The organism is Pseudomonas sp. Teo4 (assembly GCF_034387475.1).
Lineage (GTDB): Bacteria > Pseudomonadota > Gammaproteobacteria > Pseudomonadales > Pseudomonadaceae > Aquipseudomonas.
Genome location: NZ_JAXCIL010000002.1, coordinates 1,918,475 through 1,943,688, shown reverse-complemented (window position 1 = coordinate 1,943,688; position 25,214 = coordinate 1,918,475). Strand labels below are relative to the sequence as shown.

General features: G+C 60.6%; 21 protein-coding genes and 2 tRNA genes. 6 read left to right on the top strand and 17 right to left on the bottom strand.

What is annotated here, in order from left to right; translation table 11 throughout:
• Positions 1-48 precede the first annotated feature (48 nt).
• The 4 genes from pgi (at position 49) to PspTeo4_RS25255 (ending at position 7,735) form a co-directional block, all read left to right on the top strand.
• Positions 49-1,713, top strand: coding sequence for a glucose-6-phosphate isomerase (pgi, locus tag PspTeo4_RS25270; RefSeq protein ID WP_322366462.1), 1,665 nt, complete (start codon positions 49-51; stop codon positions 1,711-1,713).
• Between the two features lie 160 nt (positions 1,714-1,873).
• Positions 1,874-3,808, top strand: coding sequence for an acetate--CoA ligase (gene acs, locus PspTeo4_RS25265; protein ID WP_322366461.1), 1,935 nt, complete (start codon positions 1,874-1,876; stop codon positions 3,806-3,808).
• A gap of 42 nt (positions 3,809-3,850) precedes the next feature.
• The gene (locus tag PspTeo4_RS25260) at positions 3,851-4,720 is read left to right on the top strand and encodes an oxygenase MpaB family protein (RefSeq protein WP_322366460.1); all 870 of its coding nucleotides are present in this window, start codon (positions 3,851-3,853) and stop codon (positions 4,718-4,720) included.
• A 78-nt stretch (positions 4,721-4,798) separates the two neighbouring features.
• Positions 4,799-7,735, top strand: a complete 2,937-nt coding sequence (locus PspTeo4_RS25255; RefSeq protein ID WP_322366459.1) for a DUF748 domain-containing protein — start codon at positions 4,799-4,801, stop codon at positions 7,733-7,735.
• An 83-nt stretch (positions 7,736-7,818) separates the two neighbouring features.
• On the opposite strand, the gene PspTeo4_RS25250 is transcribed toward PspTeo4_RS25255, so the two are convergent.
• Positions 7,819-8,232: a VOC family protein gene (locus PspTeo4_RS25250; protein WP_322366458.1), complete on the bottom strand. Its 414-nt coding sequence runs from the start codon at positions 8,230-8,232 to the stop codon at positions 7,819-7,821.
• Between the two features lie 60 nt (positions 8,233-8,292).
• Between PspTeo4_RS25250 and PspTeo4_RS25245 the strand changes: the two genes are divergently transcribed.
• Entirely contained in the window at positions 8,293-8,595 is a 303-nt protein-coding gene (locus tag PspTeo4_RS25245) for a putative quinol monooxygenase (protein WP_322366457.1), read from the top strand.
• A 72-nt stretch (positions 8,596-8,667) separates the two neighbouring features.
• On the opposite strand, the gene PspTeo4_RS25240 is transcribed toward PspTeo4_RS25245, so the two are convergent.
• From PspTeo4_RS25240 to rlmE, 16 genes are all read right to left on the bottom strand, one after another.
• Positions 8,668-9,018 (bottom strand): BON domain-containing protein, encoded by a 351-nt coding sequence (locus PspTeo4_RS25240; protein WP_023378633.1) that lies wholly within the window; start codon positions 9,016-9,018, stop codon positions 8,668-8,670.
• A gap of 262 nt (positions 9,019-9,280) precedes the next feature.
• Positions 9,281-11,386 (bottom strand): polyribonucleotide nucleotidyltransferase, encoded by a 2,106-nt coding sequence (pnp, locus tag PspTeo4_RS25235; RefSeq protein WP_322366456.1) that lies wholly within the window; start codon positions 11,384-11,386, stop codon positions 9,281-9,283.
• 260 nt (positions 11,387-11,646) lie between these two features.
• Positions 11,647-11,916, bottom strand: coding sequence for a 30S ribosomal protein S15 (gene rpsO / locus PspTeo4_RS25230; protein WP_011532144.1), 270 nt, complete (start codon positions 11,914-11,916; stop codon positions 11,647-11,649).
• Positions 11,917-12,066: 150 nt separating this feature from the next.
• Positions 12,067-12,984: a tRNA pseudouridine(55) synthase TruB gene (truB, locus tag PspTeo4_RS25225; RefSeq protein ID WP_322366455.1), complete on the bottom strand. Its 918-nt coding sequence runs from the start codon at positions 12,982-12,984 to the stop codon at positions 12,067-12,069.
• A gap of 3 nt (positions 12,985-12,987) precedes the next feature.
• Positions 12,988-13,386 (bottom strand): 30S ribosome-binding factor RbfA, encoded by a 399-nt coding sequence (gene rbfA, locus PspTeo4_RS25220; RefSeq protein WP_322366454.1) that lies wholly within the window; start codon positions 13,384-13,386, stop codon positions 12,988-12,990.
• Between the two features lie 116 nt (positions 13,387-13,502).
• Entirely contained in the window at positions 13,503-16,040 is a 2,538-nt protein-coding gene (infB, locus tag PspTeo4_RS25215; RefSeq protein WP_322366453.1) for a translation initiation factor IF-2, read from the bottom strand.
• A gap of 27 nt (positions 16,041-16,067) precedes the next feature.
• Positions 16,068-17,549 (bottom strand): transcription termination factor NusA, encoded by a 1,482-nt coding sequence (gene nusA, locus PspTeo4_RS25210; RefSeq protein WP_322366452.1) that lies wholly within the window; start codon positions 17,547-17,549, stop codon positions 16,068-16,070.
• A 59-nt stretch (positions 17,550-17,608) separates the two neighbouring features.
• On the bottom strand, positions 17,609-18,067 hold the full coding sequence (rimP, locus tag PspTeo4_RS25205; protein ID WP_322366451.1) for a ribosome maturation factor RimP: 459 nt from the start codon (positions 18,065-18,067) through the stop codon (positions 17,609-17,611).
• A 129-nt stretch (positions 18,068-18,196) separates the two neighbouring features.
• Positions 18,197-18,273, bottom strand: a tRNA-Met gene (locus PspTeo4_RS25200).
• A gap of 98 nt (positions 18,274-18,371) precedes the next feature.
• Positions 18,372-18,457: transfer RNA gene (locus PspTeo4_RS25195), tRNA-Leu, on the bottom strand.
• Between the two features lie 21 nt (positions 18,458-18,478).
• Positions 18,479-18,874 (bottom strand): preprotein translocase subunit SecG, encoded by a 396-nt coding sequence (gene secG, locus PspTeo4_RS25190; protein ID WP_060478639.1) that lies wholly within the window; start codon positions 18,872-18,874, stop codon positions 18,479-18,481.
• A 4-nt stretch (positions 18,875-18,878) separates the two neighbouring features.
• A complete protein-coding gene (tpiA, locus tag PspTeo4_RS25185) occupies positions 18,879-19,634 on the bottom strand; it encodes a triose-phosphate isomerase (RefSeq protein WP_322366450.1) in 756 nt (251 codons plus the stop codon).
• A 66-nt stretch (positions 19,635-19,700) separates the two neighbouring features.
• On the bottom strand, positions 19,701-21,041 hold the full coding sequence (gene glmM, locus PspTeo4_RS25180) for a phosphoglucosamine mutase (protein WP_322366449.1): 1,341 nt from the start codon (positions 21,039-21,041) through the stop codon (positions 19,701-19,703).
• 16 nt (positions 21,042-21,057) lie between these two features.
• Positions 21,058-21,909 carry a dihydropteroate synthase gene (gene folP / locus PspTeo4_RS25175; protein WP_322366448.1) on the bottom strand — a complete coding sequence of 284 codons (852 nt, stop codon included), beginning with the start codon at positions 21,907-21,909 and terminating at the stop codon, positions 21,058-21,060.
• A gap of 8 nt (positions 21,910-21,917) precedes the next feature.
• On the bottom strand, positions 21,918-23,822 hold the full coding sequence (gene ftsH, locus PspTeo4_RS25170; protein WP_322366447.1) for an ATP-dependent zinc metalloprotease FtsH: 1,905 nt from the start codon (positions 23,820-23,822) through the stop codon (positions 21,918-21,920).
• Between the two features lie 204 nt (positions 23,823-24,026).
• Positions 24,027-24,653 carry a 23S rRNA (uridine(2552)-2'-O)-methyltransferase RlmE gene (rlmE, locus tag PspTeo4_RS25165; protein WP_322366446.1) on the bottom strand — a complete coding sequence of 209 codons (627 nt, stop codon included), beginning with the start codon at positions 24,651-24,653 and terminating at the stop codon, positions 24,027-24,029.
• Positions 24,654-24,755: 102 nt separating this feature from the next.
• Between rlmE and yhbY the strand changes: the two genes are divergently transcribed.
• The gene (gene yhbY, locus PspTeo4_RS25160) at positions 24,756-25,064 is read left to right on the top strand and encodes a ribosome assembly RNA-binding protein YhbY (protein ID WP_023378620.1); all 309 of its coding nucleotides are present in this window, start codon (positions 24,756-24,758) and stop codon (positions 25,062-25,064) included.
• The last annotated feature ends 150 nt before the right edge of the window (positions 25,065-25,214 follow it).

The following is a 25,214-nucleotide window of genomic DNA, read 5'->3' as shown; positions in this document are numbered from 1 at the left end:
ATCATTGCCCTGTCCAAGGCAACACCACGCACCAAGGAACCCTCCGCAATGGCGTATTACCGTACTCCCCACGATGTTACGGCCCTGCCCGCCTGGCAGGCACTCCAGCAACACCGCGACGCCATGCAAGGCTTCAGCATGCGCGAAGCCTTCGCCAGCGATGCCAAGCGCTTTGACCAGTTCTCCCTGAGCAGCTGCGGCCTGTTCCTCGATTATTCAAAGAACCTGATCACCGAGCAGACCCGTGACCTGCTGGTGGGCCTGGCCAACGAAGTCAGCCTGCAGGACGCGATCAAGTCGATGTTCAGCGGCGAGATCATCAACGCCTCCGAAGGGCGCCCGGTCCTGCACACCGCCCTGCGCCGCCCGGTAGGCGACAAGCTCAGCGTCAACGGCGTCAACGTGATGCCGGAAGTACACAAGGTCCTGAACCAGATCACCGAACTGGTCGGCCGTATTCACGATGGCCTGTGGCGCGGCTACAGCGAAAAGCCAATCACCGACGTGGTGAACATTGGCATCGGCGGCTCGTTCCTCGGCCCGGAGCTGGTCTCCGAAGCCCTGCTGCCCTATGCCCAGCGCGGTGTGCGCTGCCACTACCTGGCGAACATCGACGGCAGTGAATTCCATGAGTTGTCGGCCAACCTGCGCGCCGAGACCACCCTGTTCATCGTCTCGTCGAAGTCGTTCAACACCCTCGAGACGCTGAAGAACGCCATGGCAGCCCGTACCTGGTACCTGGCCCAGGGCGGCTCCGAGGCCGAGCTGTATCGCCACTTCATCGCCGTCTCCAGCAACAAGGCCGCCGCCGTGGCCTTCGGCATCCGCGAAGAGAACATCTTCCCGATGTGGGACTGGGTAGGTGGGCGTTACTCACTGTGGTCGGCCATCGGCCTGCCGATCGCCCTGGCCATCGGTACGGCCAACTTCAAGGAACTGCTGTCGGGTGCATACACCATGGACCAGCATTTCCAGACCGCGCCGTTCGACAAGAACATGCCGGTACTGCTGGCCCTGCTGGGGGTTTGGTATGGCAACTTCTGGGGCGCATCGAGCCACGCGATCCTGCCGTACGACCATTACCTGCGCAACATCACCAAGCATCTGCAGCAGTTGGACATGGAATCCAACGGCAAGAGCGTGCTGCAGGATGGCAGCCCGGTGAAGACCGATACCGGCCCGGTGATCTGGGGTGGCGTCGGCTGTAACGGCCAGCACGCCTACCACCAATTGCTGCACCAGGGCACCAAGCTGATTCCGGCAGACTTCATCGTGCCGGTGGTGAGCTTCAACCCGGTAGCCGACCATCACCAGTGGCTGTACGCCAACTGCCTGTCGCAGAGCCAGGCACTGATGCTGGGCAAAACCCGGGAAGAGGCCGAAACCGAGCTGCGCCAGAAGGGCCTGAACGAAGCCGATATCGAGAAGCTTGCCCCGCACAAGGTGATCCCGGGCAACCGCCCGAGCAACACCCTGGTGGTCGAGCGTATCAGCCCGCGCCGCCTGGGCGCTCTGGTGGCCATGTACGAGCACAAGGTCTTCGTGCAAAGCGTCATCTGGGGTATCAACGCCTTCGACCAATGGGGCGTGGAGCTGGGCAAGGAACTGGGCAAAGGTGTCTACCAGCGCCTGGTCGGCAGCCTTGAAGACAGCGCCGAAGACGGCTCTACCCAAGGTCTGATCAACTACTTCCGCGGCCGTCACCGCGGTTGATCTGACAAATTCCATCGCTGGCACGCCGACTCCTACGGAACCTGTGGGAGCCGGCTTGCCGGCGATGGGGTCAACACGGCTTGAACGCCTCACAGAGCTACACTGTCCTATCGAATAGCCGTTGCAGTCCATCGCCCCGACAAGAGCAGGACCACCCGCCATGTTCGATATCCGCGATTACCCCCAGGCTCTGGCCGTCAGCCAATCTGCCCAAATCTCCCCCGACGACTACCGCCGCCTCTATCGCCAGTCCGTCGAAGACCCCGACACCTTCTGGGCCGAGCAGGCCAAGCGCCTGGACTGGATCAAACCCTGGTCGAGCGTGCAGCAGTGCGACTTGAGCACCGGCAAAGCCCGCTGGTTCGAAGGCGCGCAGTTGAACGTGAGCTACAACTGCATTGACCGCCACCTTGCCAACCGCGGCGAACAGACTGCGTTGCTGTGGGAAGGCGACGACCCGAATGACACCAAGGCCATCTCCTACCGCGAACTCCATCGCCAGGTCTGCCGCCTGGCCAACGCCCTGAAAGCACGCGGGGTGAAGAAAGGCGACCGGGTGTGCATCTACATGCCGATGGTCCCCGAAGCCGCTTACGCCATGCTGGCCTGCACCCGCATCGGCGCCATCCACTCGGTGGTCTTTGGCGGCTTTTCCCCGGATGCCCTGCGCGACCGTATTCTCGATGCCGATTGCCGTACGGTAATCACCGCCGATGAGGGCGTGCGCGGCGGCAAACGAATCCCGCTGAAACTGAACGTCGACAAGGCGCTGGCCAGTTGCCCGAACGTCAGTAGCGTGTTCGTCGTGCGCCGCACCGGCAGCGATGTGGCCTGGAGTGCCGGGCGCGACCTCTGGTACCACGAGGTGGCGGAAAAAGCCGGCGACGACTGCCCGCCCGAGCCCATGGAGGCGGAAGACCCGCTGTTCATCCTCTACACCTCCGGCAGCACTGGCAAACCCAAGGGTGTGCTGCACACCACCGCTGGCTACCTGCTACAGGCCACCCTCACCTTCAAGGTGGTGTTCGATTACCGCGATGGCGAAGTGTTCTGGTGCACTGCCGACGTCGGCTGGGTCACCGGCCACAGTTACATCGTCTACGGCCCACTGGCCAATGGCGCCATCTCACTGATGTTCGAGGGCGTGCCGAACTACCCGGACACCTCGCGCTTCTGGCAGGTTGTGGATAAACACCAGGTGAATATCTTCTACACCGCACCAACAGCCCTGCGGGCGCTGATGCGCGAAGGGGCCGGGCCGCTGCAGAGCACCTCCCGCCAAAGCCTGCGGCTGCTGGGTAGCGTGGGTGAGCCGATCAACCCGGAAGCCTGGGAATGGTACTTCGAGGCGGTCGGCCAGAAGCGCTGCCCTATCGTCGACACCTGGTGGCAGACCGAAACCGGCGGCATCATGATTACTCCCCTGCCCGGTACGCAAAAGCTCAAGCCCGGTTGCGCCACCCAACCGATGTTCGGTGTACAACCAGTGCTGCTCGACGACAAAGGCCAACTCATCGAAGGCCCCGGGGCCGGCATACTGGCCATCAAGGCCAGCTGGCCTGGGCAGATCCGCAGCGTCTACGGCGACCACCAACGCATGGTCGACACCTACTTCAAGCCCATGCCGGGCTACTACTTCACTGGCGACGGCGCACGGCGCGATGCCGACGGTGACTACTGGATTACCGGTCGTATCGACGATGTGATCAATGTGTCCGGCCACCGCATCGGTACCGCCGAAGTGGAGAGCGCACTGGTACTGCATGACAGCGTCGCCGAGGCAGCCGTGGTTGGCTACCCGCACGACCTCAAGGGCCAAGGGGTCTATGCCTTCGTCACCCCCATGAACGGGGTCACCCCGGACGATGCGCTCAAGGCCGAGCTGCTGGCCCTGGTCAGCAAGGAAATCGGCAGTTTCGCCAAACCCGAGCTGATCCAGTGGGCACCCGCACTGCCCAAGACCCGCTCCGGCAAGATCATGCGGCGTATACTGCGTAAAATCGCCTGCAATGAACTGGATAATCTGGGCGATACCTCGACCCTGGCCGACCCGAGCGTGGTCCAGGGGTTGATCGATAAACGCCTGAATCAATAGCTGGCGGCCTGGGTTCATGGCCGCCTTGAACGAAAGGTCGCCATGGAAGCCCTACGCCGTCGCATCGAAACCCAGGTCATGAGCCTTACCGGGCTTGCCCTGGGCAAGCTCGACCTGGAGTCGCCCAAGGGCGACCCGGGCCTGTTCGGCCCGCAAAGCATCAGCTGGCGGGTGCACGGTGATTTTCCCAGCATGCTGGTCGGCGGCATCAGCGCACTGATGCTGCAAGTGCTGCATCCGCTCGCCCTGGCAGGTGTGTGGGACCACTCCAACTTCCGCCACGACCTGCTCGGCCGGCTGCGTCGCACCAGTCAGTTCATCTCCGGTACCACCTTCGGCTCCACCCGTGACGCCGAATGGCTGATCGAGAAGGTCCGAACCATCCACCTCAAAGTCACTGGCATCGCACCCGACGGCCGCCCCTATTCTGCCAGCGACCCCGACCTGCTGACCTGGGTGCACGTTGCTGAAGTCAGCAGTTTCCTTGCCGCCCACCTGCGCTACCGCAATTCAAGCCTTTCACTTGCCGATCAAGATGCCTATTACGACGAGATCGCCCTGATCGCCGAACGCCTCGGCGCCCGCAACGTGCCGCGCTCACGCCAGCAGGTCGAGGACTACCTGCAACGCATGCGCCCACAACTGCAATGTGATGCCCGTAGCCTGGAAGTGGTCGACATCCTGCTCAAGGCCCCTGCCCCTAGCCGCTTGGCCGAGCCTGTCGGCAAGCTGATGCTGCAGGCGGGTATCGACCTGCTGCCAGACTGGGCCCAGCAGATGCTTGACCTGCACCAGGGCCCGCTGCAGCGGCGCTTGATTCGCCTGGGGCTCGAACGCACGGCCCCGGTGTTGCGCTGGGCCATGCGAAACGGCTCTGCCCACCGGGCCAAGCGACGCATGGGTATTGAGTGAGGTCAAATGGTCGCCCCTGCGGAACCGATTTAACGTGCCATACTCCAACGACTCCTGCTTAGACAGACGAAGCGACACATGTACAAAGGATTGACTCGCGCCCTCGGCGCTTTGCTGGCCCTCGTTGCCCTCTACAGCCTGCTCGGCTTCCTCATCCTACCCGGCGTCGCACTGCGTATCGCCAACCAGCAGCTGGCGCAATACGCCACGGTGCCGGCTCACCTGCAACGTATCGAGCTCAACCCCTTCAGCCTCGAATTGACCTTGTGGGGCCTGCAGATCGGCGAGCCCGGAAAGGAGCAGGTCGGTTTCGAGCGCCTGTATGCCGACCTGGCACTCGATAGCCTGTGGAGCCGTGCCGTACACCTGCAAGCCGTGGAACTCGACAAGCCACGCAACGAGGTTGTGTTCGGCAAAGACGGCGTGCTCAACCTGACTCAGCTGTTCAAGTTGCCAGCCAGCGAGCCCAAACCCGATGAGCCGCCAAGCGACCCGTTCCCGCTGCGTATCGGCAGCATCAAACTCAGCGGCGGCTACCTGCATTTCGCCGACCAGCGCCCGAGCGAGCCGATCGAGTTCATCTACGACGACATGAACCTGGAGCTGAAGAATCTCAGCACCCTGCCGGACGACAATGCCGACATGACCCTGGTTGCCATCGGCCCCAACGGCGGACGCATCGACTGGAGCGGTACGCTCAGCCTGTCGCCGATTGCCTCCGAAGGCACCCTGAAGGTCACAGACGGCAAGATGAAGGTGTTCTGGCCCTACGTACGCGATGCCGTGCCACTGGTGCTGGAAGACGGCGTGATCAACCTCGACACCCACTACAAACTCAACCTGTCCAAAGAGACGGAGCTGTTGCTGGACAACGCCTCCGTGCGCATCGCGCCCTTCGCCATCAAAGCACCGGATGGTCGACAACTGGCGCGCCTGGCCAGCCTGGAGGTGAGCGAAACCTCAGTAGACCTGGCCAAACAGCTGGTCACCGTCGGCAAGATCCGCAGTGAAAAACTCGAAACCTGGGCGGCATTGGAGAAGGACGGCCAGCTCGACTGGCAGAAGCTGTTCGCCAGCCAGCCGGCCAAGGCCACGCCGAAGGAAAAGGCCGAGCCCGCTGCGGCCGAACCCACGCCTGAAGAGAAGGCCGCCAAGGAGCCTGCCAAGCCCTGGCAGGTGCTGCTCAAGGATGTGCAACTGCGCAACTACATGGTTCACCTGGCCGACCGTAGCCGGCAGGAGCCCGTGGCCTTGGACGTCGGCCCGCTGAACCTGGACATGCAAGGTTTCGACAGCCTCAACCAGTCGCCTTTCACCCTGAAGCTCGACACCGGCGTTGGCAAGCAGGGCAAGCTGCAGGCAGCAGGCCAGGTCAACCTGGCCCCCGTTAACGCCAAGCTCGATGTCAGCACCCGTGACATCGACTTGCGTGTCGCCCAGGCCTACATCAGCCCGTTCATTCGCCTGGAACTGCGCAGCGGCATGCTGGGCAGCGACCTGAAGGTCGACCTCAAGAGCACCGAGCCATTGGCCTTCACCGTGGCCGGCAAGGCACAGGTCAGCCAGCTGCATACACTGGACACCATCAAGAACCGCGACTTCGTCAAATGGCAGCAGGTGAATGTGGATGGCCTTTCGTATGTGCACGGCGACGCCCTGTCCATCGACAAGGTGACCTTGCTGCAACCCTATGCCCGCTTCATCATCAACGAAGACCGCACCACCAACGTCGATGACCTGCTGATCCCACAACCTGCCGGTACACCTGCACCTGCCAAGGCCAAGCCGGCCGCTAGCACCGGCGAAAAGCCATTGGGCATTCACATTGGCCAGATCAACATCAACGATGGCTCGGCGAACTTTGCCGACCTAACCCTCACCCCCAACTTCGCCACTGCCGTACAGCAGCTCAACGGCCAGATCGGCACCATCGACAACCGCAAGCCTGCGCCTGCCAAGGTCGATGTCAAAGGCAAGGTCGACCGCTATGCGCCGGTGACCATCAAAGGTGCGCTGAACCCCTTCAACCCGTTGGCAAGCCTGGACATCGCCACCAGCTTCAAGCGGGTCGAGCTGACTACGCTAACGCCCTACTCCGGCAAGTTCGCGGGTTTTCGCATTCGCAAAGGCCGGCTTAACCTCGACCTGCATTACTTGATCACCAACGGCCAGCTGAAGGCCGAAAACAAAGTGGTGGTCGAACAGCTGCAACTGGGTGAGAAAGTCGACAGCCCCGATGCGGTGGACCTGCCGATTCGCTTGGCCGTAGCACTGCTCAAGGACACCGAAGGCAAGATCTCCATCGAACTGCCGGTTTCCGGCGACTTGAACAACCCGCAATTCAGCGTCATGCCGATTGTCTGGCAGACACTGCGCAACCTGGTGCTGCGCGCGGCCCAGGCACCGTTCAAGTTCATTGGCGGGCTGATTTCAGGTGGCGGCGCCGAAGACCTTGGAAGTGTGGCCTTCGCGCCTGGCTCCAGTGAGCTGACCGGCGATGCGCAGTCCGCGCTGGACAAACTGTCAGCCGCGCTGAAACAGCGCCCTGAGCTGCGCCTGGAGATCGAAGGCACCAGCGCCCAGAGCAGCGACGGCCCTCTGATTGCCGAACAGCGCCTGGAGCGCGAGTACCAGGCTACCTGGTACAAGATTCTCCAGCGCCGTGGCGACAAGGTACCGGCCAACGCCTCGATGTTGGTGGTCGACGACAGCGACAAGCCCGCCATGCTCGAAGGCATCTACCGCACTCGGCTCAAGCAGCAGCCGCCGGCCGAATGGGAGCAACTTGGCCGCGACGAGCGCAGCGCGAAACTGCGCGAGGCGGTAATCAAGTCCTGGGCCGAAAGCGCGGCACTGTTGCGCACCCTTGGCCAGGAGCGGGCCAGCAGCATCAAAGACTACCTGGTCGACAAGGGCAAGCTTGAGGACGACCGGGTCTACTTCATCGACACCACCTTGGGGCAGGCCGAGAGCGATGGTCGCGTGGTGACGCCGATGCACCTCGACGCGGAGTGATCCGACCGGGCCTTATCGCCGGCAAGCCGGCTCCTACAAATTGTGTGGGAGCCGGCTTGCCGGCGATAAGGCCACACACGCACTCAGACCAAGCGCTGCCCTGACACCGCCGGATGATAGAGCGGTTGCACCTTGTTCCCCGCCGGGTCAAGCAAGTGGAAGCTACGCGCGCCATCCCCATGGTTGAATGGCCGATCCAGCAGGGTCACGCCATGTGCCTTGAAATACTGATACCAGGCTTCCAGCTCCTCGACGGTATCAACGATGAAACCGTAGTGATCCAACGTCTGAAAACCGTTCGCAGCGCCTGCCCCACGCCCAAGCGACAAGTTGTCATTGCCACAGGTGAGGTACACCAGGTCTTCATTGGCGCGGTGCAGCACTTCCATGCCCAACACCTCCACATAAAAGCGCTCGCACTCCTCCAGGTTGGGCACCAGCAAGGCGATATGGCGCAGGCCGTTCAGGCGACCAGGGCGGGCAGGTAATTCAGACATTGGCGCGGCTCCTATTTTGTATACAATTCAATATAGAATTTAAAACAAAAGGACCCGCTTGTGTACAGCCTATTCATCAAGACCCGTGTGAAACCCGGTACTGCCGAAGCCTTCCTCAGCGCTATCACAGCCAATGCCGCAGCCTCGGTCGCCACCGAGCCCGGCTGCCTGGTGTTCGACGTAAGCCAGGACCGCCTCGACCCGGACCTGATCTACCTCTACGAAATCTACCGCGACGACGAAGCCTATGAAGCCCATACCCAGACTGCGCACTTTCGCGACAGCCGCCCTCTCGTCGAACCACTGATCGTCGAGCAGGAGTGCTTCGAAAGCGATGTGGTGGCTCGCAACCCGGTCGCCTAATAAAAAAGCCCCGGCCAATGCCGGGGCTTCTTTGAACAGGTGGCCAAATCCTTTTGACCGACGGGACATCCCTTATTCGGATTTCAGGCCATCAGCCGATACGGCCTGAACACCTTTGATTTTCTTGGCAATGGCGATGGCCATCTCTTTCTGCGAATCGGTGATGGCAACGTCGGAGGACAACGAGACCACACCCTTGTTGGTTTCTACTTTGATGTCGCTGCCAGGCACGCCTTTCTCGGTCATCAGGTCAGCTTTGACCTTGGTGGTGATCCAGGTATCGGAGGTTGCTTCCTTGGCTTTGGTCACCTCACCGGCCGCCAGCGTCATCGGGGCCTGGGTGGACTGTTGGGCAAATGCCGCGTTAGCCATGGTCAGGGTCAGAGCGGTAGCAGTAGCGGCAGCAATGGCGAACTTCTTCATGTGAGTCACTCCTGTTTTTCGAAAGGTCTGCGCCTTGGTTCCTGGCGGCAGGTAGAAGTGATGTTGCACGGCGTGTGCCAGCTTTTGCCAAGAAATAAAAACCTTTAAAAACAACAAGTTAAATAAAATGTCAGGCATGGCTGATCGTGCATTTTGCACGCCCTGGCCAATTCCTGCATGCAAGATGCAAGTCCGCCACATAAAACCGCAGGCACAAAAAAAGGACCCCGAAGGGTCCTTCTTTCAAGCCTTTTGGAAAGGCTTAGACGCCCGATGCCTTGGCAGCGGCAACGTCCTTGATCGACAGTTTGATACGGCCGCGGTTATCCACGTCCAGTACCAGCACTTCGACTTCCTGACCTTCTTTCAGCACGTCGGTGACTTTCTCTACGCGCGCATCGCTGAGCATGGAGATGTGCACCAGACCGTCCTTGCCCGGCAGGATGTTCACGAAGGCACCGAAGTCGACGATACGCTCGACCTTGCCCACGTAGATCTTGCCGATCTCGGCCTCGGCGGTGATGCCCAGGATGCGCTGCTTGGCCGCGTCCGCCGCTTCTTTGGTTTCGCCGAAGATCTTGATCGAGCCATCGTCTTCGATGTCGATCGAGGCCTTGGTTTCTTCGCAGATAGCGCGGATGGTGGCGCCGCCTTTACCGATGACATCACGGATCTTGTCGGTGTCGATCTTCATCGCGATCATGGTTGGCGCGTTGGCCGACAGTTCGGTACGCGACTCACCAATGATCTGGTTCATCTGGCCGAGGATGTTCAGGCGCGCTTCCAGGGCCTGGCCCAGGGCGATTTCCATGATCTCTTCGGTGATGCCGTTGATCTTGATGTCCATCTGCAGCGCGGTAACACCTTTGGCGGTACCAGCAACCTTGAAGTCCATGTCGCCCAGGTGGTCTTCGTCACCCAGGATGTCGGTCAGGACCGCGAACTTCTCGCCTTCCTTGACCAGGCCCATGGCGATACCAGCAACCGGGGCCTTCATCGGCACACCAGCGTCCATCAGAGCCAGGGAGGCGCCGCAGACCGAAGCCATGGAGCTGGAACCGTTGGACTCGGTGATTTCCGAAACCACACGGATGGTGTACGGGAACACGTCAGCTGCAGGCAGCATGGCCTGAACCGAACGGCGGGCCAGACGGCCGTGGCCGATTTCACGACGGCCAGCACCACCCATGCGACCGCACTCGCCCACCGAGAACGGCGGGAAGTTGTAGTGCAGCATGAAGGGGTCTTTCTTCTCGCCTTCGAGGGTGTCCAGCAGCTGGGCGTCACGGGCAGTACCCAGGGTCGCGACGACCAGGGCCTGGGTTTCGCCACGGGTGAACAGGGCCGAACCGTGAGTCTTCGGCAGAACGCCGACTTCGATGTTCAGCGGACGCACGGTCTTGGTGTCACGACCATCGATACGCGGCTTGCCGTTTACGATGTTTTCGCGAACGGTGCGGTATTCGATCTCACCAAAGATGTCTTTGACTTCGGAAGCCGAAGGCTGGCCTTCTTCACCCGAGAACTTGGCAACCGCCTGGTCGCGCAGCTCGCCCAGGCGCGCATAACGGTCGGCCTTGACGGTGATGGTGTAGCCCTGCGAAACAGCTTCGCCGAATTCGGCGCGGATGGCGTTGAACAACTCGGTGTTGGCAACAGCCGGTTTCCAGTCCCAGGTTGGCTTGCCGGCTTCGGCGGCCAGTTCCTTGACGGCCTTGATCACGGCCTGGAATTCGTCGTGAGCGAACAGCACGGCGCCCAGCATCTGGTCTTCGGTCAGCTCTTGGGCTTCCGATTCAACCATCAGTACGGCGTCGGAAGTACCGGCAACGACCATGTCCAGGCTCGAAGCAGCCAGTTGCTCGTAGGTCGGGTTCAGCAGGTAGCCGGTGCTTTCGTGGAAAGCAACGCGGGCAGCGCCGATCGGGCCTTCGAACGGAATGCCGGAAATGGCCAGGGCAGCCGAGGTACCGATCATCGCAGCGATGTCCGGATCGGTTTTCTTGCTGGTGGAAACGACGGTGCAGACAACCTGCACTTCGTTCATGAAACCTTCTGGGAACAGCGGACGGATCGGACGGTCGATCAGGCGCGAGGTCAGGGTCTCTTTCTCGGAAGGACGGCCTTCACGCTTGAAGAAGCCACCTGGGATCTTGCCCGCGGCGTAGGTCTTTTCCTGGTAGTGGACCGACAGCGGGAAGAAGCCCTTGCCCGGGTCAGCTTGCTTGGCACCAACCACGGTCACCAGCACGGTGACATCGTTGTCGACGGTGACCAGCACGGCGCCGGTGGCCTGACGGGCAATGCGGCCCGTTTCGAGAGTAACGGTCGATTGACCGAACTGGAATGTCTTGATTACCGGGTTCACGGTTTCCTACCTTTTTTCAGTGGCTCTGGGGGAACTGGTTTCTTGCGAATTCTTGGGCAGAACGGGGAATCGGCCCCATTGACCGTCCAGATACAACACGAGGCTGGGAGCCTGGCTGCCTAGCGGATAATCCGCTCGACATCACCAAACTGCCAACCTCGGAGATACGCGTGGCGTGTTGGACGCCAACGCTGTACGGCATTGCTGCCATACAGCATCGAGCATGCAACACGCCATGCACACCACTGGCCAGGCCGCTATTAGCGACGCAGACCCAGGCGACCGATCAGGGCGCTGTAACGAGTGGTGTCTTTGCCCTTCAGGTAGTCCAGCAGCTTACGACGCTGGTTAACCATACGGATCAGACCACGACGGGAGTGGTGGTCTTTCTCGTTGGCCTTGAAGTGGCCTTGCAGCTTGTTGATGTTGGCGGTCAGCAGAGCAACCTGCACTTCCGGGCTACCGGTATCGCCGGCGGCTTGCTGGTATTCGGCAACGATCTGAGCTTTTTCTTCAACGCTGAGGGCCATTTGGCTTCTCCTGATAAACGGATCCCGCAAGCGGGGTCCAATAGGCCAGGGACAGAATCCCCGTATTAATAAAATGAGGTGTGACCGTGCCTACTGACAGCCACCCTCGTATCCGCGGGGTTCGGCCGAAGCCTGGCCCTGCGTGTTCGATCATTCCGACCGAATCAGTCGACGCGGCGCAATGCGCCCGTCTTCGCTCACCTCACCGATACCGATGAAGCGGGCATTGTGATCTTGTACCCGAACCATGCCGAATTGCGGCGCGTCCGGGGCACGCACTGCCTGCCCATGCAGCCAGTAGAACGCGCTGTGCTCGGACAAGCGCACCAATGGCCAGTCCTGCAAACCGCTGTCGGACGGCATCAGGAAGCGGTCGAGCGCTTCGTTGCCACCTTCGGCGTGTGCCTGCTCGAGTTCATCGAGGGTCACGGTCTGTGCCAGCTCGAAAGGCCCGGCCTGGGTCCTGCGCAGTTCGGCGACATACGCGCCGCAGCCCAGAGCCTCGCCGATATCCTCCACCAGGGTGCGGATATAGGTGCCTTTGCTGCAACCGACCGTCAGGCGCGCACGGGTGCCTTCGCACTCGAGCAACTCCAAGCGGCCAATAGTAACAGAACGCGCCTCTCGCTCCACTACCTCTCCTGCACGTGCCAGCTTGTAAAGTGGCTGACCATCGCGCTTGAGGGCCGAGTACATCGGCGGTACCTGACTGATTTGACCACGAAAACGTGGCAGCAGCGCCTCAATATCGGCGCGACCAACGGTCACATCGCGAGTCTTGAGCACTTCGCCTTCGGCATCACCGGTGCTGGTAGTCTGCCCCAGTTGCATGACCGTTTCGTAGCCCTTGTCGGAATCGAGCAGGTACTGCGAAAACTTGGTCGCTTCGCCGAAGCACAACGGCAGCACGCCGGAGGCCAGTGGATCGAGGCTACCGGTGTGGCCAGCCTTTTCGGCATTGAGCAACCAGCGGACTTTCTGCAGCGCAGCGTTGGAGGTGAACCCCAATGGCTTGTCGAGCAGGATGATGCCGCTGACATTGCGGCGAATACGTTTGACCTGAGCCACCGCTTACTCCCCGGCGTCCGACTTGTCGGAATCCTGGTGCAGACGGTCTTCGGCGACCGCACGCTCGATCAGTGCCGACAGATGGGCACCACGGCTGACGCTTTCGTCGAAGTGGAAATGCAGCTGCGGCACGCTGCGCAGTTGCATGACACGACCAAGGTGCAGGCGCAGGAAGCTTGCGGCACTGGTCAGGGCCTTGAGGGTCTGTGGTACTGCGTCGGCCCCGTCCTGGCCCATCACGGTGATGAAGACCTTGGCGTGCCCGAGGTCGCGGCTGACGTCGACGGCAGTGATGGTGACCAGGCCGACGCGCGGGTCCTTGACTTCACGGCGGATCAGCTCGGACAGCTCACGCTGCATCTGATCACCGATACGTTGGGTACGGCTATATTCTTTTGCCATTCTTGCTACCTGTAACTTAAAGCGGCAAACGCCCGGTCAAGCTGAAGCCTGACCGGGCGCTACCTTCAGAGGCACTGCCAACCGCTTTGGAGCGGGGCCTGTACCATGCCGACCCCTTACAGGGTACGAGCCACCTGGACTTTCTCGAAGACTTCGATCTTGTCGCCGACCTTGACGTCGTTGTAGCTCTTCACGCCAATACCGCACTCCATGCCCGAACGGACTTCGGAGGCGTCGTCCTTGAAGCGACGCAGCGATTCCAGCTCGCCTTCGAAGATCACCACGTCCTCGCGCAGTACGCGGATCGGACGGTTGCGGTGCACAGTACCTTCGATGACCATACAGCCAGCGATTGCACCGAACTTCGGCGAACGGAACACGTCACGGACTTCGGCGACACCCAGGATGTTCTCGCGAACATCGCTGCCGAGCATACCGGTCAGGGCTTTCTTGACGTCTTCGATGATGTCGTAGATCACGTTGTAGTAACGCATATCCAGACCTTCCTGCTCGACGATCTTACGTGCGCCAGCATCGGCACGCACGTTGAAGCCGAACAGCACCGCGTTGGACGCCAGCGCCAGGTTGGCGTCGCTCTCGGTGATACCACCGACGCCGCCACCGATCACGCGAACCTGAACTTCGTCGTTGCCCAGGCCGCCCAGCGAGCCCTGGAGTGCTTCCAGAGAGCCGCGAACGTCGGTCTTGAGGACGATGTTGAGGGTCTTCTTCTCTTCCTGACCCATGGTCTCGAAGATGTTTTCCAGCTTGCCGGCGTGAGCACGGGCCAGCTTGACCTCGCGGTACTTGCCTTGACGGAACAGGGCAACCTCGCGGGCTTTCTTCTCGTCGGCAACCACGGACAGCTCGTCACCGGCTTCCGGAGTGCCATCCAGGCCAAGGATCTCGACCGGGATCGACGGGCCGGCTTCCTTCACAGGCTTGCCGTTCTCGTCGAGCATGGCACGCACGCGGCCATAGTTGGAACCGACCAGGACCATGTCGCCCTGACGCAGGGTACCGTCCTGAACCAGGATGGTAGCCACTGGGCCGCGGCCCTTGTCCAGGCGCGATTCGACCACGACGCCACGACCTGGAGCGGTCGGAGTGGCGGTCAGTTCGAGAATCTCGGCCTGCAGCAGGACGGCTTCGAGCAGTTCGTCGACACCGGTACCCATCTTCGCCGAAACCTTGACGAACGGAGTGTCACCACCCCAGTCCTCGGAGGTCACGCCTTCGACGGCCAGTTCGTTACGGATGCGATCGAGGTCAGCACCTGGCTTGTCGATCTTGTTCACCGCAACTACCAGCGGAACGCCAGCTGCCTTGGCATGCTGAACCGCTTCGCGGGTCTGCGGCATCACGCCGTCGTCCGCCGCCACCACCAGGATGACGATGTCGGTAGCCTTGGCACCACGGGCACGCATTGCGGTGAACGCAGCGTGGCCTGGGGTATCGAGGAAGGTGACCATGCCGCGGTCAGTTTCCACGTGGTAGGCACCGATGTGCTGGGTGATACCACCGGCTTCGCCAGCGGCAACCTTGGCACGACGGATGTAGTCGAGCAGCGAGGTCTTACCGTGGTCGACGTGACCCATGACGGTTACGACCGGCGCACGGGACTCGACTTCACCTTCGAACTTCAGCGATTCGGCCAGGGAGTCTTCCAGGGCAGTGTCGCTGACCAGGGTCACTTTGTGGCCCAGTTCTTCGGCGACCAGCTGAGCGGTTTCCTGGTCGAGCACCTGGTTGATGGTGACCGGAGTACCCAGCTTGAACATGAACTTGACCACTTCAGCGCCCTTGACGGACATCTGGTTGGCCAGGTCGGAAACCGTGATGGTCTCGCCGATGGTCACGTCACGGATGACTGGACCGGTCGGGTTCTGGAAGCCGTGTTGGTTACGCTTCTTCGGCTTGCCCTTGCCACCGCGACCGCGACGGAAACCATCGCTCTCTTCGTCAGTGGTGCGTGGCGCGGCGCGAGGCGTCGGAGCTTTTTCTTTCTCTTTGACCTTGACCTTGATCGACACGCGCGGGGCTTCGCCACGACGCTCGCCGCCACGACGGTCTTCGTCGCGGGTGCGGCTTTCGTTGCGACGGGTCTCGTCCTTCTTGCGCTCGGCGGCACGTGCGGCAGCATCTTCAGACGCTGGCGCTTCGGCCACTACCGGAGCAGCGGCTGCAGGAGCAGGCGCTGGCTCGGCCTTGGCAGCCGGTGCTGCGACAGCAGCTTCGGCGGCCTGGCGACGGGCCTGCTCTTCAGCACGCTGACGAGCTTCGGCATCGGCCTTCTCGCGAACGGCGTTCTCGGCCGCGCGGCGCTCTTCCAGCTCACGCTTCTGCTCAGCCTGGATTTCTTCCGGGCTGCGCTGCACGAATACTTTCTTCTTGCGTACTTCTACGCTGATGCTTTTGCTACCGGCGACACGCAGGGTGCTGGTGGTTTTGCGCTGCAAGGTAATCTTGCGCGGCTCTTCCGCCTTGCTCTTGTGGCTGCTCTTCAAATGGGTCAGCAGAGTCTGCTTCTCATTGTCGGTCACTACCTGACCGGCGTCGGTGTGCGGCAGACCTGCCTCACGCATCTGCTGCAGCAGGCGCTCTACCGGTGCCTCGACCTCTTGGGCCAGTTCTTTCACCGTGACTTGCGTCATGCACTTCTCTCCTCAGGCCGCGCCTAATTACTCGAACCAGTGGGCTCGGGCGGCCATGATCAACTTGCCGGCACGCTCTTCGTCGATGCCGTCGATGTCGAGCAGATCGTCGATCGACTGCTCGGCCAGGTCTTCGCGGTTAACCACGCCGCGCACCGCCAGTTCCGCTGCCAGGTCTTTGTCCATGCCCTCAAGGGAGAGCAGGTCGTCAGCCGGGTGGGCGTCTGCCAGTTTTTCTTCGGTAGCGATGGCCTTGGTCAACAAACGGTCCTTGGCACGAGCACGCAGCTCATTGACGATATCCTCGTCAAAGCCATCGATGTTGAGCATTTCTTCCAACGGTACGTAGGCAATTTCTTCGAGGCTGGTGAAGCCTTCGTCGACCAGCACTTGTGCCAGCTCCTCGTCGACTTCCAGTTCCTCGATGAAGTTGCGCAGGATGTCGCCGGTCTCAGCCTGCTGCTTGGCCTGGATGTCCTTCTCGGTCATCACGTTCAGGGTCCAGCCGGTCAGCTGACTGGCCAGGCGAACGTTCTGACCGCCACGGCCAATAGCCTGGGCCAGGTTGTCTTCGGCAACGGCGATGTCCATTGCATGGGCATCTTCATCAACGATGATCGCCGCGACTTCAGCCGGCGACATGGCGTTGATAACGAACTGCGCCGGGTTCTCGTCCCACAGGACGATATCCACACGCTCACCACCCAACTCGCCGGATACGGCCTGGACACGCGAGCCGCGCATGCCGATGCAAGCACCTTGCGGGTCGATGCGCTTGTCCTTGGAGCGGACGGCGATCTTGGCACGCGAACCCGGATCACGGGAGGCAGCCATGACTTCGATGAGGCCTTCGGCGATTTCCGGCACTTCGATACGGAACAGCTCGATCAGCATCTGTGGCGCAGTGCGCGACAGAATCAGCTGCGGGCCGCGGTTCTCGGTGCGGATTTCCTTGAGCAGCGCACGCAAGCGCACGCCGACACGGAAGGTCTCACGTGGAATGATGTCTTCGCGCGCCAGCAGGGCCTCGGCATTGTTGCCCAGGTCGACGATGACGTTGTCGCGGGTGACCTTCTTGACGGTACCGGAGATGATCTCGCCAACGCGCTCGCGATAGGCGTCAACCACTTGGGCACGTTCGGCCTCGCGCACTTTCTGCACGATGACCTGCTTGGCGGTCTGGGCGGCGATGCGACCGAATTCGATGGACTCGATCTTCTCTTCGATCACGTCACCGATCTTGGCGTCCGGATGCGTGTCCTGGATCTTGGTCAGCCAGGTCTCGATCGCCGGATCGTCCAGGTCGTTCTCGTCGACCACGGTCCAGCGACGGAAGGTCTCGTAGCTACCGGTGTGGCGGTTGATTTCCACACGCAGGTCGACTTCGTCCTCAAAACGTTTTTTGGTTGCAGTGGCCAGGGCCACTTCCAGCGCCTCGAAAATGACGCCAGGTGGCACACCTTTCTCGTTGGATACCGATTCAACAACCAGCAGTACTTCTTTGCTCATCGTACGCCTCGCCTTGCGCAAGCCATTGGGCCCGGACAGTCCGCCGGGCCCGGCACGTCTCAGTCAAAACTGGGAATAATATTGGCCTTGTCGATCGAGTCGATCGGCAACAGGAACTCGTGATTGTCCACCTGGACCACCACATCCTGCTCCTCCACACCACGGAGAAGGCCCTGGAAGTTACGACGACCTTCGAAGGGCGTACGCAGCTTGATCTTCACTTGTTCGCCGGCATGCGAAGCAAACTGTTCCAGAGTGAACAGTGGGCGATCCATGCCTGGAGAGGACACCTCGAGGGTATATTCACTGCTGATCGGATCTTCAACATCCAGAATGGCACTGGCCTGGCGGCTGACTGTTTCGCAGTCGTCCACCAGAATCCCGCCTTCCTTGTCGATGTAGATACGCAGGACCGAATGTTTGCCCTGGGAGATGTATTCGATCCCCCAGCATTGGTAGCCCAGACCCTCGACCACCGGGGCCAACAAGGCCTGCAACTGTTCTAGCTTGCTCGACACCTGAACCCCCTCGTGCATGCTGTGCAAATAAAAAATGGGCGAAGCGCCCATCCCTGAAAGCGCCGTTGGACAACGACGCCGATAACTGTTCGGCTAGCAAAAAGCCCCTGAAAAGGGGCTCGCTGAAGCTGGTTGCGGGGGCTGGATTTGAACCAACGACCTTCGGGTTATGAGCCCGACGAGCTACCAAGCTGCTCCACCCCGCGACAAAGCTGGGGCGAAAGTATAAGACTGAACCCGCTACAGGGTCAATCTAACCTCCACCTGCAAGAAAGCCCGCCAAAGCGGGCTCTCAAGCTTCAATTGGTACCGAGAAGGGGACTCGAACCCCTACACCCTATGGGCACAACCACCTCAAGGTTGCGTGTCTACCAATTCCACCACCTCGGCAATACTACTACTTGAAACCCGTTACTTCTGCTCTTCGGCCGGAGGAGGTACATCACCTTTCGGGGTGGTTTCGCTCTTCTGCTCCTGGAGCACCGGTACATCATCATTAACTGCCGGTTTTGGCTGCTCTTTCACTTCCAGCACTGCTGGATCTGGGAGACCCGCCTGGCTCAGCTGGTGAGCCTGTTGCTTCGCGAAGTATCCTAACCCAAGTGCTGTCAAAAAGAAAGTGGCAGCGAGTATTGCAGTTAATTTACTCAGGAAGGTAGCAGAACCTTGGCTTCCGAACACAGTGTTTGAAGCACCTGCGCCGAAAGATGCACCTGCTTCCGCACCTTTACCCTGTTGCAACAGAACCAGCACTACAAGCGACAGCGCTGCCAACAGATGAAAAACAACGATAACTGTTTCCAGCATTTGTTCAGTTTCCTGCGGCGCGACAAATTGCACCGAATTCGTCTGCGTTCAGGGACGCTCCACCAATGAGCCCCCCATCGATATCCGGCATGCCGAACAGCTCAGCCGCATTGGCCGCCTTCACGCTGCCGCCATAGAGAAGCTGCACGTTTGCGGCAACTTCGGCGTCTTCTGCCGCCAACTGCGCACGGATGGCTGCATGCACATCCTGAGCTTGTTGCGGAGAAGCCGTCAAACCTGTGCCAATGGCCCAAACAGGCTCATAAGCAATAACTGCATTGGCGAAAGCCTTAACACCGAACGCGTCGATGATACTGCTTAGTTGACGCCCGACAACTTCAAGCGTCTTGCCTGCCTCGCGCTCTTCGAGAGTTTCCCCTACGCAGAGCACCGGCATTAAACCACTAAGTTGAGCGGCTGCAAACTTGTCTTTTAGCACTTCCTCATTTTCACCAATGATCTGGCGACGTTCGGAATGGCCAATCAGCACCAACTTGCAACCTGCATCAACCAACTGACTCGGTGCAACTTCACCTGTCAGCGCGCCCTGTTCGGGCTGTACAGCAGAATTCTGTGCTCCAACGATGATTCCGTTGCCGCGCAGCCCATCAATGACTTGATTGATGAACAGGGCCGGCGGAAACACCGCGACTTCAACACCGCTTGGCAGGGACATATTGCCCAAGCCCTGGATCAGCTCAGCGACGCTGGCGCGGGTACCGTGCATCTTCCAGTTACCAGCTACCATGGGGCGACGCATGCTTTACCTCGTCGGTCAAAGTGGGCGCAGATCTTACCCAACCAGATCTGCGCTGGCAAGCTTCTTTCAGACACAAACTTCGCCGACCAGTTTGGCCAGGGCTTCGGCATGGGTACGCACCTGGTTTTCATCGTCGCCTTCGACCATGACCCGCACCAGCGGCTCGGTGCCAGACTTGCGCAACAGCACCCGACCACGCCCAGCCATCGCCTCGGTGGCCTTGGCGCTGGCCTCCTTGACCGCAGGATGCTCCAACGGGTCGACCTTGCTCGCACCGAAGCGCACATTGATCAGTACCTGTGGGCATTTGCGAACGGCCTGACGGGCTTGTGCCAGTGTCTCGCCGCGGCGTTTGAGCGACAGCAGCACCTGCAGCGCGGCAATGATCGCATCACCTGTGGTGGTGTGATTGCAGCAGACCACATGTCCGGAGTTTTCCCCACCTACCAACCATTCGCGCTCGAGCAGCTCGGCCATGACATAGCGGTCGCCGACCTTGGCCCGCACGAACGGAATATCCAGATCCTTGAGAGCAAGCTCCAGCCCAAGGTTGCTCATCAGGGTACCCACCACCCCGCCCTGCAGCTTGCCGCGCTCATGCAGGTCGCGAGCAATGATGAACAGCAACTCGTCACCATCGACGATGGCACCGGTATGGTCAACCATCAGCACACGGTCGCCATCGCCATCGAAGGCGATGCCCAGATCGGCATGACCGACCAGCACGGCAGCCTGCAGCGACTCGATGTGCGTAGAGCCGCAGTTCTCGTTGATATTCAGACCATCCGGCTGGGCATGCAGCACAGTCACCTGGGCACCCAACTCACGGAACACGCTGGGCGCGACCTTGTAGGTGGCACCATGGGCGCAGTCGACCACCAGTTTGAGCCCCTCGAAGCTGGTGCTGCTCGGCACACTGCTCTTGCAGAACTCGATGTAGCGACCGGCCGCATCGTTGATACGGGAAACCTTGCCCAACTTGCTCGAGTCGACCACCGTCATCGGTTGGTCCAGCAGCTCCTCGATCATCAGTTCGACCTCGTCCGGCAGCTTGGTGCCCTGGCCCGAGAAGAACTTGATGCCGTTGTCGTCATGCGGATTGTGGGAAGCGCTGATGACGATCCCGGCTTCAGCGTGGAAGGTACGGGTGAGGTAGGCGATGGCAGGCGTCGGCATGGGCCCGAGCAGCATCACATCGGCACCGGCGGCTGACAGCCCGGCTTCGAGCGCCGATTCGAACATGTACCCCGAAATACGGGTGTCCTTGCCCACCAGAACGCGGCAATTGCCCTGCTTGCGGAAGGCCATGCCCGCGGCCCAGCCCAGCTTCAGCATGAAATCCGGTGTGATCGGGTATTCGCCGACGCGGCCACGAATGCCGTCGGTACCAAAGTATTTTCTGCTCATAGGGACTCCAATGTTCTTATTCGGCGTTCTGCACCGCGGCGATCATGCGCACGACATCAACGGTCTCGGCCACGTCATGGACGCGCAGGATGCTGGCACCCTTGGTCATGGCCAATGCCGCCAGCGCAAGACTGCCGTACAACCGCTCACCAACCGGGCGATCCAAGGTCAAGCCGATCATGCTCTTGCGCGAAACACCCACCAATAGCGGGCGCCTGAGGCGGTAGAGCGCTTCCATGTGTTTGAACAGGCTCAGGTTATGCGCCAGGGTCTTGGCGAAGCCGAAGCCAGGATCAAGAATGATTCGGTCAGTATCGATACCCGCAGCTGCACACGCAGCCATCCGCTGTTCAAGATAGCGCGTAACGTCAGCGGTCACATCGTTGTAGTGCGGGTCATCCTGCATGTTGCCCGGCTCACCACGCATGTGCATGAGGCAAACCGGAAGGCCGGTATCGGCAGCAGCATCCAGCGCACCATCGCGCTCCAGCGCGCGCACGTCATTGATCAGGCCTGCACCCAACCGCGCCGACTCGCGAATCACGGCCGGGGTGGAGGTATCGACGGAAATCACCACATCCAGACGACTGTTGATCGCCTCGACCATCGGCGCAACCCGCTCAAGCTCTTCGGTGACCGATACTGCTCGCGCACCAGGCCGGGTCGACTCTCCACCGATATCGATCAGCGTGGCGCCCGCAGCGACCATCGCTTCGGCATGCCGAAGCGCTTCGTCGCGCTGATTGAAGCGCCCACCGTCGGAGAAGGAGTCGGGGGTGATATTGAGAATACCCATGACATGGGTACGGGACAAATCAAGAACCCGGTTGCCGCAAGGCAACCGGGTCGGGTACTGCTGTGAGCTCATAGATGCCCTTAGTGTTGAGCCGCTGGGCCGCCGATCGGCGACTCTGGGCGATCACCCTGGGTTGCAGAGGTGCCCGAAGCCGAGTCGTCATCCCAGTCACGCGGTTCGCGAGGGGTACGGCCGGCCATGATATCGTCGATCTGCTCGGCGTCGATGGTCTCGTACTTCATCAGCGCTTCGGCCATGGCGTCGAGCTTGTCGCGGTTTTCGGTCAACAGCTGCTTGGCCGTGGCATAGCACTGGTCGATGATGCTGCGCACTTCCGAGTCGATCAGCTTGGCGGTTTCACCGGAGACGCTGGCGTGCTGGCTGGCAGCGCTGCGACCGAGGAACACCTCGCCCTCCTCTTCGGCATACATCAGCGGGCCGAGTTTTTCCGACAGGCCCCACTTGGTCACCATGTTCCGGGCGATCTGGCTGGCACGCATGATGTCATTCGAAGCGCCGGTGGTGACGCCGTCGAAGCCCAGGGTCATTTCTTCGGCGATACGGCCACCGTAGAGCGAGCAGATCTGGCTGATCAGCGCGCGCTTGGACAGGCTGTATCGGTCCTCTTCCGGCAGGAACATGGTCACACCCAGGGCGCGGCCACGAGGAATGATCGACACCTTGTAGACCGGGTCATGCTCAGGCACCAGACGACCAACGATGGCATGGCCAGCTTCGTGGTAAGCGGTGTTCTGTTTTTCCTTCTCGGACATGACCATGGTCTTGCGCTCGGCACCCATCATGATCTTGTCCTTGGCCAGTTCGAACTCTTTCATCTCGACCAGGCGCTTGTTGGAGCGTGCGGCGAACAGCGAAGCCTCGTTGACCAGGTTGGCCAGGTCGGCACCGGAGAAGCCAGGGGTACCACGGGCGATGACCGCCGGGTTGACGTTCTCGCCAACCGGGACCTTGCGCATGTGCACCTTGAGGATCTGCTCACGACCGCGGATATCCGGCAGGCCAACCACCACCTGGCGGTCGAAACGGCCAGGACGCAGCAGCGCCGGGTCCAGTACATCCGGACGGTTGGTGGCAGCGATGACAATGATGCCATCGTTCATTTCAAAGCCATCCATCTCGACCAGCAACTGGTTGAGGGTTTGCTCACGCTCGTCGTGACCGCCGCCCATGCCGGCACCACGGTGGCGACCCACGGCGTCGATCTCGTCGATGAAGATGATGCAAGGCGCGTGTTTCTTGGCCTGTTCGAACATGTCACGGACGCGGCTCGCACCGACACCCACGAACATTTCGACGAAGTCGGAACCGGAAATGGTGAAGAACGGCACCTTGGCTTCACCGGCAATGGCCTTGGCCAGCAAGGTCTTACCGGTACCGGGCGGGCCAACCATCAGCACGCCGCGAGGAATACGACCGCCCAGGCGCTGGAATTTGCCCGGATCACGCAGGAACTCGACCAGCTCGCCCACTTCCTCCTTGGCTTCGTCGCAACCGGCGACATCCGCGAGGGTGGTCTTGACCTGGTCTTCGGATAGCAGGCGTGCCTTGCTCTTGCCGAAACTCATCGGCCCGCCCTTGCCGCCTGCGCCGCCTTGCATCTGGCGCATGAAGAACATGAACACGGCGATGATCACCAGAATCGGGAAGCTGGCCACCAACAACTGAGTCCAGATGCTCTGCTGTTCAGGCTGCTTGCCTTCGATGATCACATGGTTGTCGACCAGGTCGCCGATCAGGCCGTTATCGGTAATGGCCGGGCGCACGGTCTTGAAGTTGTCGCCGTCGGCGCGCTTGCCGGTAATGATGTAGCCATCGACGGTCACACGCTCGACCTTCCCGTCTTTTACCTGCTGGATGAAGTCGGAGTAGTTGAGGGTCTGCGGCTCGTTAGGGCTCGAGAAGTTGTTCATCACCGTCACCAGGACAGCCGCGATGATCAACCAGAGGATCAGATTCTTTGCCATGTCGTTCAATTCGCTACCCTCTGAGGCCGGCGCACGACGCAGCCGTGCCTCGCATGATATTCGTCGCCCTAACTTACTACATTACCTACGCATCCGCAGGCACCGTCTGTAACCCTTTGTGAAACCTAGACTACACGAAGTTCGGACGATCCTGACGGGACAGCCGATTGGAAATAACTATCGACCACCCCGCAACCCGCCTTTTCACGCCCCCTTGAAGCCCCTGGCCAGCAGGTATTGCTCACGCGAGCGATCCCGCGAGGACGATGGTTTGCGCATTTGTACCTTGTCGAACTTGCTACGCACGTCCTTGAGGTACACGTCAAAACCTTCGCCCTGGAAAATCTTGATCAGGAAATCGCCGCCCGGCTTGAGGACACGGGTGGCCAGATCGAGGGCCAGCTCGCACAGGAACATGGCGCGCGGCATGTCCACCGCAGGCGTACCACTCATATTGGGGGCCATGTCGGAAATCACAAGGTCTACGTGCGAATCGCCGACTGCCTGCAGAATGTTCGCGAGGACTTCGTCCTGGGTAAAGTCACCCTGAATGAAGGTAACGTCAGGAATTGCGTCCATTTCCAGGATATCGGAGGCGATCAGGCGCCCCTGCCCACCGATCAGACGACTGGTCACCTGCGACCAGCCTCCAGGCGCTGCGCCCAGGTCGATTACACTCATGCCTGGACGAATCAGCCGATCCTTTTCCTGGATCTCCAGCAGTTTGTAGCTCGCGCGCGAGCGGTAGCCATCCTTTTGCGCCTGTTTGACGAAAGGGTCGTTGAAATGCTCTCGCAGCCAGTTTGCGCTGCTTTTGGAACGTTGTACCACGGGGCACCTCGATGATATGCGTCGTGATTGACTGGGCGGAGCCGGTGGCCCTCGGGTAAAATGCCGGTCAATTTTACAGAATCAGACGGAAAGGGTCAGATTATGCCGCTCAATAACGAGCAGAAGAAGCAATACAAGTCCATTGGTCATGACCTGAAGCCGGTCCTGATCGTTGCTGGCAACGGTTTGAATGAAGGCGTTATCGCCGAACTGGAGCGTGCGCTCACCGACCACGAGCTGATCAAGGTCGAGATTCGCTCCGAAGATCGCGAAGAACGTGCTGCCGCCATTGCCGAACTGTGCAAGGCAGGCCGTGCCGAGCTGGTACAGACCATCGGCAAGAAGGCGCTGATTTACCGCAAGAACCCACAGCCGAACAAGCAGCTGTCCAACATCCACCGTTACAAGTAACGGGATGGGCCCACAGGTACTGCGGTGATCTCAGGATCGTCGCGGTCCATGTGGGAGCCGGCTTGCCGGCGATGAAAGCTCCGCGGTGCCTGGCACCGGCTACGCCGCTGATCGCCGGCAAGCCGGCTCCCACACGGTCCATGGCCCCTG